Origin of the sequence: Streptosporangium sp. NPDC002524, from assembly GCF_040295985.1 — a bacterium.
Taxonomy (GTDB): domain Bacteria; phylum Actinomycetota; class Actinomycetes; order Streptosporangiales; family Streptosporangiaceae; genus Streptosporangium.
Map to the genome: position 1 here is coordinate 323846 of NZ_JBEOWK010000006.1, position 12639 is coordinate 336484.

Consider the following 12639-nt stretch of genomic DNA (forward strand, 5'->3'; position numbering starts at 1 on the left):
CTCCCGGAGGCTTCCCGGCCCCGGCACTACCTAGATCACGCCTAAGCCGTCCCGGACTACCTAGACGGCGCCGGTTCGCCCGGTCGCCGGGGTGCCTGCCTCACCTCGCCCTCGCCCCTGCCTTCCCCCCGGGGGCCTCGCCCTCGCGTGGGGTTCCCGCCGCCCTCGGCGGCGCTCTTTCCCCGGGACGGGCGCGTTTTCCCGGAACGGTCACGGCCGGCCCGCCCGACGTGGAAAACCGAAAAGGCGCCGCGCTTCGCGGTATTCCTTCCGCCGATTTTCGGTAATCACCCGGCCATTGTCCACAAGGCCGCTATTTCATGACATGGCGGTGCGGCCTGACGCGGCGAGCCAAGGGGGGTGACGGGCATTCCGCTGTTTTCCGTTCCCTCCGCGAGGGGGGCGGATCGGGGTCGCCCCGCCCGGAGGCGACCCCGGCAACATGGCCTTGACCTGCGAGTTCTTCCTCGAACGGCGTTCCGTTGCCAGGTGTTCGCCGTGATTTCGTATCGCGGGTTCTCGCGAGGGAGGACGACATCTATATGTTTGGCCCGAAATATTTGATCGTCCGGATAAAATAACTCTAATTCATTGCTTCGCGCTCGTTTCCTCGGCAACGTGATGAGCACAACAAGTGCGGACGCCCCAAGGCGCCCGTCTCGTTGAAAGGGAACTCTCATGATGCGTCTTCAGAAAATCGCTGTCCGCAGCGTCGCGGTCGCCGCTCTCGGCCTGGCCGTACTCGGCACTCCCGCCGTCGCCAGTGCCGCGACTCCCGGCCCGGCCGTCTCCGGTGCCGCCGTGGCGGCTCCGAACCCGTCCCTCTCGCAGGCCGACCTGTGCCAGACCGTCAAGACCATCGCCGGGCCGCTGCTCGCCCTGGTCGGAGCCGGGCTGCTTCCGCTCAACACGGCCCTGAACCTCATCGCCAGCCTCACCGGTGTGACGGTGCCTCAGGTTCTCGGCTGCCTCGTCTGAGCACGTCCGTGTGCCTCGTCTGAGCATGCCTATGTGTTGAAGCCGGGCCCTCGTGTGATACGAGGGCCCGGCGGTGTTCGTGCCCGGCGCGGGCCGGTCGGCGGATGTTGACGAAAACCGGCAAGCCTGCTGTGCAGGGTCCAGTTTGGAAGTAATCACACCAGTAGGCATGCTGGAGAGGTGTCAACTATGACGACCTCGCTCACCGACGTGGCAACGTCCAATGTCACGCTGCGAAGCTTCCTGCACGGCCTGCCCGGTGTCGACCGCGTGGGCGCCGACCAGCGCGCCGCGATGCTCGGCACCCGATCCATCAAGACCACCGCCAAGGCCCGGGCCATCGACCTCGCCATCGGCATGGTGGACCTGACGACCCTCGAAGGTGCCGACACCCCGGGTAAGGTCCGCGCGATGTGCGCCAAGGCCGTCCACCCCGACCCGGCCGACCCCTCCGTGCCCAGGGTGGCCGCGGTGTGCGTCTACCCCGACATGGTCGCCGGGGCCGCGGCGGCCGTGAAGGGCTCCGGCGTCAAGGTGGCCAGTGTCGCGACCGCCTTCCCCAGCGGGCGCTCCTCGCTCGACGTCAAGATCTCCGACACCGCCTTCGCGGTGGCGGCCGGGGCCGACGAGATCGACATGGTCATCGACCGGGGCGCGTTCCTCGCGGGCGACTACCTCAAGGTCTACGAGGAGATCGTCGCGATCAAGGCCGCGTGCGGCGAGGCCCACCTGAAGGTGATCTTGGAGACGGGCGAGCTGTCCACGTACGACAACGTGCGCCGCGCGTCCTGGCTGGCCATGCTGGCCGGGGGCGACTTCATCAAGACCTCCACCGGGAAGGTGCAGCCCGCCGCGACCGTACCGGTGACGCTGGTCATGCTGGAGGCGGTCCGCGACTTCCTCGCCGTGACCGGCCGCAAGGTCGGGGTGAAGCCCGCGGGCGGCATCAAGACCACCAAGGACGCGATCAAGATGCTCGTCCTGGTCAACGAGACCGTCGGCGACGGCTGGCTCGACCCCGACTGGTTCCGGCTCGGCGCCTCCAGCGTCCTCAACGACCTGCTGATGCAGCGCCAGAAGATGGCCACCGGCAGGTACGCGGGTCCCGACTACTTCACCCTCGACTAAGGCGTTCACATGTTTGAGTACGCACCGGCGCCCGAGTCGCGTGACGTCGTCGACATCAGGCCGTCCTACGGCCTGTTCATCGGTGGCGAGTGGGTCGACTCCCAGGGTGAGAACCGCAACAAGACCGTCAACCCGGCCTCCGAGGAGGTCCTGGCCGAGGTCGCCTGGGCCACCGAGGCCGATGTCGACCGGGCCGTCCAGGCCGCCCGCAAGGCGTTCGGCGTCTGGTCGGCGCTGCCCGGCTCGGAGCGGGCCAAGTACCTGTTCCGGATCGCGCGCATCATCCAGGAGCGCTCGCGCGAGCTGGCCGTGCTGGAGTCCCTGGACAACGGCAAGCCGATCCGCGAGTCCCGCGACGTGGACCTGCCCCTGGTGGCGGCCCACTTCTTCTACTACGCCGGCTGGGCCGACAAGCTCGGCTACGCCGGGTACGGCCCCGACCCGCGCCCGCTCGGGGTGGCCGGCCAGGTCATCCCGTGGAACTTCCCGCTGCTCATGCTCGCGTGGAAGATCGCGCCCGCGCTGGCCTGCGGCAACACGGTCGTCCTCAAGCCCGCGGAGACCACCCCGCTCACCGCGCTGCTGTTCGCGGAGATCTGCGAGCAGGCCGACCTGCCGCCCGGCGTGGTCAACATCGTGACCGGCGCGGGCGAGACCGGCGCAGCCCTGGTGAACCACCCCGACGTGAACAAGGTGGCCTTCACCGGCTCCACCGAGGTCGGCCGCCAGATCGCCAGGTCGGTCGCGGGTACCGGCAAGAAGGTCACCCTGGAGCTCGGCGGCAAGGCCGCGAACATCGTCTTCGAGGACGCCGCGCTCGACCAGGCCGTCGAGGGCATCGTCAACGGGATCTTCTTCAACCAGGGCCACGTCTGCTGCGCGGGCTCCCGGCTGCTGGTGCAGGAGTCGATCGAGACGGAGCTGCTCGACGCGCTGAAGCGGCGTCTCGGCACCCTCCGGCTGGGCGACCCGCTGGACAAGAACACCGACATCGGCGCGATCAACTCCGCGGCCCAGCTCGCCAAGATCCGCGAGCTGTCCGACCTTGGGGAGGCGGAGGGCGCCGAGCGCTGGTCCCCGGCCTGCTCGCTGCCCGACAAGGGCTTCTGGTTCCCGCCGACCATCTTCACCGGCGTCGCCCAGTCGCACCGGATCGCCCGCGAGGAGGTCTTCGGCCCGGTCCTGTCCGTGCTGACCTTCCGCACCCCGGCCGAGGCGGTGGAGAAGGCCAACAACACCCCGTTCGGCCTGTCCGCGGGCGTGTGGACGGAGAAGGGCTCGCGCATCCTGTGGATGGCGGACAGGCTCCGCGCCGGCGTCGTGTGGGCCAACACCTTCAACCGGTTCGACCCCACCTCGCCGTTCGGCGGCTACAAGGAGTCCGGGTACGGGCGAGAGGGCGGGCGGCACGGGCTGGAGGCGTATCTCGATGTGTGAGCATCACAGGGCCAAGCGCCGCCCCCGCCGTGCCCAGAGCACCCGGGGCCACGGCTTCGCCCGCGCCGGACGGCCGGTGCTGCGGGGCTGGTTCGCCCACCGGTGCGGCGTGAGCCGCTGCGGTCAGATCTTCGTGCCGGCCCGGCTGGCGCAGCAGGAGAGCTCGTGGAGAGGGCTGGGAAATGAGTAAGGCGGAGCGGCCGAGCCGATCACGGGCGGGCAAGCAGGCGACCGTCCCCGCGGGAGACGGTACGGGCGAGGGCGCCGGGAACCGTACCGGCGAAGGCGAGGGGGCCGGGGACCGCGCGGGTCTCGGGTCCGCGCGGCTCGCCGTGCGCAAGACGTACAAGCTGTACATCGGCGGGGCGTTCCCGCGCTCCGAGAGCGGAAGGTCCTACGCCGTGGCCTCCTCCAGGGGCGACTTCCTCGCCAACGCCTCCAGGGCCTCCCGCAAGGACGCCCGCGACGCGGTGACGGCCGCGCGCAAGGCCTTCGGCGGCTGGTCGGGCGCCACCGCGTACAACCGGGGGCAGGTCCTCTACCGCGTCGCCGAGATGCTGGAGGGCCGCCGGGCCCAGTTCGTCGCCGAGCTGGCGGAGGCCGGGACGAGGAAGGCCGGGGAGGTCGTGGACGCGGCCGTCGACCGGCTGGTCTGGTACGCCGGGTGGTCCGACAAGATCGCGGCCGTCGCCGGGTCCTCCAACCCGGTCGCGGGGCCCTACTTCAACATCTCCACGCCGGAGCCGACCGGCGTGGTCGCGGTGGTCGCCCCCGACGAGCCGCTGCTGGGGCTCGTCTCGGTGATCGCCCCGGTGATCGTCACGGGCAACACCTGCGTCGTGGTCGCGAGCGAGCGCGCCCCGCTGCCCTCGATCACCCTGGCCGAGGTGCTCGCCACCTCCGACCTGCCCGGCGGGGTGGTGAACATCCTCACCGGCTCGGCCGCCGAGATCGCGCCCTGGCTCGCCGCGCACATGGACGTCAACGCCCTCGACCTCACCGGGGTCACCGACGAGGGCCTGTCGGTCGCGTGCGAGGAGGCGGCGGCGGAGAACCTCAAGCGGGTCTTCCGTCCCGCCGTGGCGATCGACTGGTCCGCCGACCCCGGCACCAGGCGCCTGACGGCCTTCCTGGAGACCAAGACCGTCTGGCACCCTACCGGCGTCTGACCTCCCACGGCTCCGGCCCTTCGGGCTCGGTCCGCCGGGCTTCTCCAGGTCTGGCGGGCCAGGCGTCGTCGCGTCCGGCCCGTCGCATCCGGTCCGTCGCGTCCGGCCTGCCGAGCCTCACCGGGTCTGGCGGGCCAAGCCGCCGTCCGGCGTGCCAAGTCAGGTGGTTCAGGCGGGTCAGGCGGGCGCGGTGGTCAGGGGAGCGGGGCGTGGCGGGGCCAGGGGCGGGCGGTCTCCAGCTGGCCGGCCAGGGCGAGGAGCTGTGCCTCGCCGCCCGGGGCCGCGACGAGCTGGACCCCGATCGGCGTGCCGTCGGAGTGCCTGCCGTACGGGATGTTCATGGCCGGCCAGCCGGCCATGTTCCACGCCGCGGTGGCGGGCGCGTACGACAGGTTGACGCGGACGTTGGCCAGCAGCCCCCGGCGGCCCCAGCGCCCGGCGGGCGGGGGCACGGCGGCGAGCGTCGGGGTGACGAGCACGTCGGCGTTCCCGAACCACTGGTCGGCGCCGTACGCGCGCCAGCGGTCGCGGCCCGTCGCGCCGTCCGCCCCGAACCCGGCGAGCAGCCGGCCCATCCTCGCCAGGGACCTGGTGCGCCGCTCCAGCCCGCGCGGGTCGAGACCCTCGGCGTCGCCCCTGGCGCACGCGAACCAGGTGGCCACGGCGGCGGCACCGGTCCGGAAGGGCATCCGCTCGGTGTGGTCCACCACGGTGTGCCCCGCCGCGCCCAGGACCTCCGCCGCCCCGGCCACCGCCCGCTGAAACTCGGCGTCGATCGAGAACCCCGGCGGCAGCGGCATCGGCGCGACCGCGATCCGCAGCCTCAGCGGCTCCGACAGGGTGAGCCCGCCCGGGTAGTCGTCGATGGCGCTGCCCACGCCGAGGGCCTCGCTCTCGCCGGGCGTCGCCAGCGACATGTCGCCCGCCATGACGGCGAGGGCGAGGGCGAGGTCGGCGACGGTGGTGGCCAGCGGCCCGTTCTCCGACATGCCGTACCAGTCGTGCCCGGGCGGCGGGACCAGCCCGTGCCCCGGCTTGATCGAGACCAGGCCGCAGCAGGCGGCGGGGATGCGCAGCGAGCCCAGCCCGTCGGCGCCGTGGGCCAGCGGGACCATCCCCGCGGCCACGGCCGCCGCGCTCCCGCCCGAGGAGCCGCCGGCGGTGCGGCCCAGGTCCCACGGATTGCGCGTGACGCCGTACACGCTGTCGGAGACCCCGGCCAGGCACAGCTCGGGCACGTTGGTGATGCCGACGACCACCGCGCCCGCCGCCCTCAGCCTGGCGACCACGGGGTGGTCCTCGTCCGCGGGCACGTCGGGCGTCGCCGCCGAGCCGTTGCGCGACGTCTCCCCCCGGACCGGGACATTGTCCTTGATCGCGATCGGTACCCCGGCGAGCGGCAGCCCGGACAGGTCCCCCCGCTCCTGCAGGGCCCGCGCCTCGGCCAGCGCCCGCTCGGCGAGGACCACGCGGAACGCCCCGATCCGCCCGTCACGCTCGGCGATGGCGTCGAGGTGCTCGGCGACCACCACGGGTGCCGTGACCTTCCCCCGTCGCACGGCATCCGCGATCTCCACTGCGGAACTTCCCACCCACGACATGCACCGAGTGTGGTCTGGCGAGTGCGTGAGGGGAAGCTTCCCACATCTCAATCAGATGACTTGTCCGGCTCGTTGACGTTATTTCACCCGGCGCGGCCGGACCCCCGGGCCCCCGGGCCCCCGGGCCACCGGGGTCAGCGGCGGGGGTTGGTGCGGCGGGTGGCGGTGGCCGACAGGGGATCGTCGGGCCAGGGGTGCCGGGGATAGCGCCCGCGGAGCTCGGCGCGGACCGCGCGGTAGCCCTCGCGCCAGAAGGAGGCCAGGTCGGCGGTGACGGCCGCCGGGCGGCCCGCGGGGGAGAGCAGGTGGATCACGAGCGGGACCCCCGCGACGCGCGGGGCCTCGGCCCAGCCGAACAGCTCCTGCAGCTTGGCCGCCAGCACCGGCCGCTCACCCGAGTAGTCGATCCTGACCCGCGACCCGCTCGGCACCTCGATCCGCTCCGGGGCGACCTCCGCCAGCCGGGCGTTCCACGGGACCAGGCGGTGCAGCGCGGAGACCACGTCGAGGCGCTCCAGGTCGGACCGGCGGCGCGCTCGCGACAGTTCGGGCTCCAGCCAGCGGTCGGCCGCGCCGACCAGCGCGTCGTCGTCCGTCGCGGGCCACGGGTCGCCGAGCGTACGGCGGCAGAAGGCCAGCCGCTCGCGCAGGGCCACGGCCTCGGGCGTCCAGCGCAGGATCGACAGGCCCTCCGTGCGCAGGCCCTCCAGGACGGCGGGCCGCACGTCGGCCCCGCGGAGCGCGCCGCTGGACAGCTCGATCGCGCCCAGCCGCTCCACCCGCCGCGCCGACACGTCGCCGCGCCGCTCCCCCGGCGGCGTGTGCCAGGTGATCTCCTCACCGGAGCTGTACAGGGAGGCCGCGGCGAGCCTGGCGATCTCCTCGTCGATCACCACCGCCTGCCTGATCCTGGCGGACGCCGCTCCGGTGGGCCGGTCGGCGACCGCGACGGCGATCCACTCCGCCGTCCCCAGCCTCGACCCGCGCGGCAGCTCCGCGGCCGTTCCCGAGGCCATCAGGTACGAGCCGCCGCGCCGTCGCGCCACCCGTTCCGGGTAGGCCAGCGCCACGACCGTCCCCGCCACGGCGTCGTCGCCACCCGGCCGGACGGCGTCCGCCGGTTTCCGGCCGGGACGCCGGGCGGTGCCGGGTACGGCCCGCGCCAGGCGTCCCGCCTCCTGGCGCCAGCGGGCCGAGAAGCCGTCACCGCCCTGGCGCGCGGAGCGCCAGACCGCCACCAGGTCGTCGCCCGCGTCCCGGGGCAGCTGCTCGGACAGCAGCGCCACGACCTCGGCGGCGGCCCGGGAACCGGGGTCGATCGCGTCCGTGGCGTCCGTGCCAGTCTTGTCAGCCGCACCGGCCGCACCGGTTGGGCTGGTCGTACCGGTTGTACCGGCGTCGATCAGGGCCCGTGCCAGGCGGGGATGGACCCCGACCCCGGCCATCCGCCGTCCCCGGTCGGTCACCCGGCCCGAGGGAAGGTCCGGCGCGTGTCCCGGCGGACGCTCGGGCGCGCCCGGTGACCGTGAGGTGCCGGGGGAGTCCAGGGCGCCCAGGGCGTACAGGGTGCGGCGGGCGGCGTCCATCGCGGCGGGCGGCGGCGCGTCGAGCAGGGCGAGGCCGGTGGCGGCGGGATCGCCCCAGCAGGCGACCTGGAGGGCGAAGCCGGTCAGGTCGGCGAGCGCGATCTCGGGGCGCGCGTGCTCGGGCAGCCGGTCGTGCTCGGCCCGCGACCAGCACCGGTAGACCACGCCAGGCGCCTCGCGGCCCGCCCGCCCCGCCCGCTGGGTGGCCGAGGCCCTGGACGCGCGGACGGTGGTGAGCGAACCGAGACCGCGGGCGTGGTCGGTACGGGGCTCCCTGGCCAGGCCGGAGTCGACCACGATCCGCACTCCCGGCACGGTCAGGCTCGACTCGGCGACCGAGGTGGCGAGCACCACCCTCCTTCCGTCGCCCGGGGACAGGACCGCGTCCTGGACGCGGGCCGGGGCCTGGCCGTGCACCTGGAGGACCTCGACGCCGGGGAGCATCGCGGCCACCCGGCCGATCTCGCCGACGCCCGGCAGGAAGCAGAGCACGTCCCCCTCGTGCTCGGCCAGCGCGCGCCGTACGACACCGGCGACGTGGGCGAGGAACGCCGGGTCCACCCGCATGCCGTGGGGCGGGGCGACGGTCCCGGCAGGCGGGGCCCAGACGGGCGTGACCGGGTGCATGGTGCCGGAGGCGTGCACGATCGGCGCGGGTCCGCCGGGTCCGCCGGGTCCGTCGGCGGTGTCGGGAGGGCCGGAGGGATCGGAGGCTTCATAGGAGTCGCCGGTGTCGCCGGTGTCGGCGGAGCCGTCGAGCGGTGCGCCGGTGTCGCCGGGTGCCGGGGGGCCGCCGGGGGAGCCGAGGAGGCGGGCCCAGGGGGCGGCGTCGGCGGTGGCGGAGGTGGCGAGGATCCGCAGGTCGGGGCGGAGCGCGGCGCGGACGTCGAGGAGGAACGCCAGCGCGGTGTCGGCGTCCAGGTGGCGCTCGTGGCACTCGTCGAGCAGGACCGTGTCGACGCCTTCGAGCTCGGGGTCGCGCTGGAGCCGCTGCAGGAGGACTCCCGTGGTGACGACCTCGACGACCGTCCTCGGACCGACCCTGCGCTCGCCGCGTATCGAGAACCCGACCTCCGCCCCCACCTCGGACTCCAGCAGCCACGCCATCCGCCACGCCGCCGCCCGTACCGCCATCCGCCTCGGCTCGGCCACGATCACCCGCCTGGGCGCCGAGCCGTCAAGGAGCCCGGCCAGCGCGAGCGGGACGAGCGTGGTCTTGCCGGTGCCCGGAGGCGCGGTGAGCACGGCGACGCCCCGCCCGTCGAGTGCCGCGAGCAACTCGGGCAGGGCATGACGTACAGGCAGGCCGGACCAGTCGGAACGCACCCGTCCAGTGTCCCCGAGTCCTGTACCGGGTGAGACGCGGCGACCGGCCGGGCCCGTGAGGCCCCTCCAGGCCCAGGCCCCTCCCAGGCTCTTGCCAAGGCTCTGCCCGGAGCGCGATCGCGGGCTCCCGCTCGCGGTGGTGTTCGCCGTGCCGCTCGGGGGAATGATCCCTCCGTGATCGGTCTGACCGCTATGTTCGTCGCCACCGTGACCGCCTACCAACACGCCGCCCGGCTGCGGGCGGACGACCGGCAGTCTCCCGCAGCAACGGGGGCAGGAGCCGGGCTCGTCCCGGAGAGCGACGTCTCGCGCCCGTCGCCCAGGGAGCCCGTGAAGCCCAGGGAGCCCGTGGAGTCCAGGGAGCCCGTGGAGCCTGTGGAGTCCGTGGAGCCTCCTGTGGAGGACGTCCGTGGAGGCCCGAAAGCCCGGGAAGCCCGGAAAGGTCTGTGCACCCCGTGAGAGCCGGGAAGCCCTACGTACCCGGGAAAGCCTGACCCCGTGAGAGCCGGGAAGCCGAGGAAGTCCGGGAGGCCACGAGGGGTCGTGGAATCCGGGGAGGGGCAGACCCGCTCGCCACCGTGTGATCCATAACGCGGTGGCGAAGAGTGTGTCTCGGGAACATGTCAAATGGGTTACGACGGTTTTAACGTGCGCTGGTAAGGGCCGGTGATACAGGTCACAGGGCCACAAAGGAGCACGTCATGGCCGCATCCCTTCCCGCGGGTCTATTCCGCATCCTCCTCACCCTGTCGCTCGGGCTGCTCGGACTGCTCGGCGCGGCGACCGCGACGACGTCTCCCGCGCGAGCCGCGTCGCTCGTCCAGGTCGGCTCGTTCGGCAGCAACCCCGGCAACCTCACCATGTTCAGCTACCGTCCCGACGGGTCGACCGCCGGACGCCCGCTGGTCGTCCTGCTGCACGGCTGCACGCAGAACGCGAGCGGCTACTTCGCCAACTCGGGCTGGCGCAAGTACGCCGACCAGTCGGGATTCACCCTCGTCCTGGCACAGACCAGCAGCGCGAACAACTCGTCGAGCTGCTTCAACTGGTTCCAGACCGGCGACACCACCCGGGGCCAGGGCGAGGCCGCCTCGATCCGCGCCATGGTCGCCTACGCGGTCTCCACCTACGGGACCGACCCCGCGCGCGTCTACGTCTCCGGCCTGTCGGCGGGCGGGGCCATGTCGGCCGTCATGCTCGCCACGTACCCGGACGTCTTCGCGGGCGGCTCGATCGGGGCGGGGCTCGCGTACCGCTGCGCGGCCAGCCTCACCCAGGCCTCCACCTGCCAGTACGGTCCCGTCAGCAAGACCCCGCAGCAGTGGGGCGACCTGGTGCGCGGCGCCCACTCCGGCTACTCGGGGCCGTACCCGCGCGTCGCGATCTGGCAGGGGACGTCCGACTACACCGTCGTCCCGGCCAACGCCAACCAGCTGCGCGACCAGTGGACGAACGTGCGGGGCGTCTCGCAGAGCCCCACCTCCACGCGGAGCCTCACCGGCGGCACCTCGCTGAAGGTGTACGGGAGCGACGTGGTGCGCGTGTACGAGATCGCGGGCATGGGACACGGCCTGCCGATCGATCCCGGCGGCGCCGCCGACCAGTGCGGCAGCGCGGCGGCGTACTTCCTCGACACCATCTGCTCGGCCTATCACGACGCGCAGTTCTTCGGCCTGACCGGCGGGACGACCCCGCCCCCGACCACCACGCCGACCCCGACACCCACTCCGACGCCCACCCCGACGGTGCCGCAGACCTGTGTCAGGGCGAGCAACTACGCCCACACCACCGCCGGACGGGCCTACCAGTCGGGCGGCTACACCTACGCCAACGGGTCCAACAACGCGATGGGCCTGTGGAACACCCTCGTCACGCACGGCCTCAAGCAGACCGGTCCCAACCACTGGGTCCTCGCCGACAGCCAGTGCTAGAACGCCACCGGACGACGGGAACCTGAACGCGACCGGCCGCCGGCGAATCCGCCGGCGGCCGGTCGTCCGCCAGGACCGGGCTCCAAGGCCCCGTACGGAGCCTGCATTCCCGGGTGGAGCAGGGCTTGGGACCTTGGGCCCCGTGAGTTCGTCGCGCACCGGTCGGTCCACCGCCTCGGAGAGACCGGCCCGCGAGGAGGTCCGTACCGGCCCGGGCACGCTACCTCGGGCCCTCCTCGGCGAGACACCCCTCGGCGGACCCGGACCTCCTCACGTCTCAGGTGAGCTTGTCCTTGAGCTTGCCCAGCGGGCCGGCCTCGGTGCCGAAGGCGGGGCTCGCGGGCTCGCCCATGCTGCCGTCGTAGGTGGCGTACAGCTTGGGGTCGGGCGGCGGCGCGGTGGCGACGCCGCCGAGCGGCTGGGGGTCGAGGAGGTACGAGAACTCGTGACGGCCGTCCGGTTGCGGGCCGGACGCCCAGCCGCCCAGCGTCCCCTCGGTTCCCTCTGACAGGTCCCAGATGGCTGAGGCGTGCTCGGCGTACTCCTCGTCGAACAGGTCGTCCGGGACGACGACGTCCTCCAGGCCGTCGGCCTGGAGCTCCTCGATGGCCTTGAGCCACAGGTTCTGGTGCAGGGTGTCGCGGGCCAGGTTGAACTTGAGCATGTCGCGCACGCCCGGGTCGTCGGTCATGTGGTAGAGCCGGGCGGTCTGCAGGCGGCCCTGGGCCTCGGCGGCGACGTTGGCGCGGAAGTCGGCGAGCAGGTTGCCGCTCGCCACGATGTAGCGGCCGTTCCACGGGTAGCCGTTGCTGTCGGCGGGCAGGGGGCCGCATCCGGCGACGATGACCTGCTGGGGGTCCATGCCGCCCAGCACGGCGCCGACCACGGGGTCGGCGGCGGCCATCTTCGTGGTCGCGGTGGCGGGCGCGCCCTCCAGCAGGCGGGCGATCATGGTGGCGATCATCTCGACGTGGCCGATCTCCTCGGTCGCGACGTCCATGATCAGGTCCTTGTACTTGCCGGGCATCCGGCAGTTCCAGCCCTGGAACAGGTACTGCATGGTGACGGTCATCTCGCCGTAGGCGCCGCCGATCAGCTCCTGGAGCTTGTGGGCGTAGACCGGGTCGGGCTTCTCCGGCTTGGACTCGAACTGCAGGTGCTTGGTGTGCAGGAACATCGATCGCTCCTCGGCTCGGGCCCCGGGTGGAGCCGTCCGGGACCGCCCGCCGCCCGCCGCCTGCCGGCGAAAAGACGCGACCCCGCTGGTGAGTTCAGTGGGGGTCTTGCAAATCCCAACAGATCAACCAGCGGAGTCGTAGCAGCGACACACCCGCCCCTGCCGCCCACACCCTAAAATCCCGCCCAAAACGCCGGGCGCTTCGTCCGGCACGCCTGGTTGGTCGTGGACGCAGGTGGTACGGCACCGGCCGAGCCCGCACCCGCTTGTACAAGCCGTCCAGACCGCTCAGGCGGTTCAGGCCGT

At 72.8% G+C, this 12639-nt stretch carries 9 protein-coding genes; 6 read left to right on the top strand and 3 right to left on the bottom strand.

The window, feature by feature from the left end:
- Positions 1 to 681: 681 nt before the first annotated feature.
- The 5 genes from ABT053_RS13000 (at position 682) to ABT053_RS13020 (ending at position 4712) form a co-directional block, all read left to right on the top strand.
- Complete coding sequence (locus ABT053_RS13000) at positions 682 to 978, top strand: hypothetical protein (protein ID WP_350969137.1); 297 nt, start codon at positions 682 to 684, stop codon at positions 976 to 978.
- A 189-nt stretch (positions 979 to 1167) separates the two neighbouring features.
- Positions 1168 to 2106, top strand: a complete 939-nt coding sequence (deoC, locus tag ABT053_RS13005; protein WP_350969138.1) for a deoxyribose-phosphate aldolase — start codon at positions 1168 to 1170, stop codon at positions 2104 to 2106.
- A gap of 9 nt (positions 2107 to 2115) precedes the next feature.
- Positions 2116 to 3543, top strand: a complete 1428-nt coding sequence (locus ABT053_RS13010; RefSeq protein WP_350969139.1) for an aldehyde dehydrogenase family protein — start codon at positions 2116 to 2118, stop codon at positions 3541 to 3543.
- The gene (locus ABT053_RS13015) at positions 3536 to 3733 is read left to right on the top strand and encodes a hypothetical protein (protein WP_350969140.1); all 198 of its coding nucleotides are present in this window, start codon (positions 3536 to 3538) and stop codon (positions 3731 to 3733) included. Before ABT053_RS13010 ends, ABT053_RS13015 begins: the two co-directional genes overlap by 8 nt.
- Positions 3726 to 4712 carry an aldehyde dehydrogenase family protein gene (locus ABT053_RS13020; protein ID WP_350969141.1) on the top strand — a complete coding sequence of 329 codons (987 nt, stop codon included), beginning with the start codon at positions 3726 to 3728 and terminating at the stop codon, positions 4710 to 4712. Before ABT053_RS13015 ends, ABT053_RS13020 begins: the two co-directional genes overlap by 8 nt.
- 194 nt (positions 4713 to 4906) lie before the next feature.
- On the opposite strand, the gene ABT053_RS13025 is transcribed toward ABT053_RS13020, so the two are convergent.
- Together ABT053_RS13025 and ABT053_RS13030 are read right to left on the bottom strand one after the other, a co-directional pair.
- Entirely contained in the window at positions 4907 to 6313 is a 1407-nt protein-coding gene (locus ABT053_RS13025; protein ID WP_350969142.1) for an amidase, read from the bottom strand.
- A 134-nt stretch (positions 6314 to 6447) separates the two neighbouring features.
- A complete protein-coding gene (locus ABT053_RS13030) occupies positions 6448 to 9225 on the bottom strand; it encodes an ATP-dependent RNA helicase (RefSeq protein ID WP_350969143.1) in 2778 nt (925 codons plus the stop codon).
- Between the two features lie 701 nt (positions 9226 to 9926).
- Here ABT053_RS13030 and ABT053_RS13035 point away from each other — a divergent pair.
- Positions 9927 to 11156 (top strand): extracellular catalytic domain type 1 short-chain-length polyhydroxyalkanoate depolymerase, encoded by a 1230-nt coding sequence (locus tag ABT053_RS13035; RefSeq protein ID WP_350969144.1) that lies wholly within the window; start codon positions 9927 to 9929, stop codon positions 11154 to 11156.
- 277 nt (positions 11157 to 11433) lie between these two features.
- Here the strand turns inward: ABT053_RS13035 and ABT053_RS13040 are convergent, their stop codons facing one another.
- Positions 11434 to 12333 carry a manganese catalase gene (locus tag ABT053_RS13040; RefSeq protein ID WP_350969145.1) on the bottom strand — a complete coding sequence of 300 codons (900 nt, stop codon included), beginning with the start codon at positions 12331 to 12333 and terminating at the stop codon, positions 11434 to 11436.
- Positions 12334 to 12639: the final 306 nt, after the last annotated feature.

What these genes read in the sequence shown, in the direction of transcription:
- ABT053_RS13000 (WP_350969137.1), top strand. Translation starts at nt 682, where the DNA reads ATGCGTCTTCAGAAAATCGCTGTCCGCAGCGTCGCGGTCGCCGCTCTC.
- deoC (WP_350969138.1), top strand. Translation starts at nt 1,168, where the DNA reads ATGACGACCTCGCTCACCGACGTGGCAACGTCCAATGTCACGCTGCGA.
- ABT053_RS13010 (WP_350969139.1), top strand. Translation starts at nt 2,116, where the DNA reads ATGTTTGAGTACGCACCGGCGCCCGAGTCGCGTGACGTCGTCGACATC.
- ABT053_RS13015 (WP_350969140.1), top strand. Translation starts at nt 3,536, where the DNA reads ATGTGTGAGCATCACAGGGCCAAGCGCCGCCCCCGCCGTGCCCAGAGC.
- ABT053_RS13020 (WP_350969141.1), top strand. Translation starts at nt 3,726, where the DNA reads ATGAGTAAGGCGGAGCGGCCGAGCCGATCACGGGCGGGCAAGCAGGCG.
- ABT053_RS13025 (WP_350969142.1), bottom strand. Translation starts at nt 6,313, where the DNA reads ATGTCGTGGGTGGGAAGTTCCGCAGTGGAGATCGCGGATGCCGTGCGA.
- ABT053_RS13035 (WP_350969144.1), top strand. Translation starts at nt 9,927, where the DNA reads ATGGCCGCATCCCTTCCCGCGGGTCTATTCCGCATCCTCCTCACCCTG.
- ABT053_RS13040 (WP_350969145.1), bottom strand. Translation starts at nt 12,333, where the DNA reads ATGTTCCTGCACACCAAGCACCTGCAGTTCGAGTCCAAGCCGGAGAAG.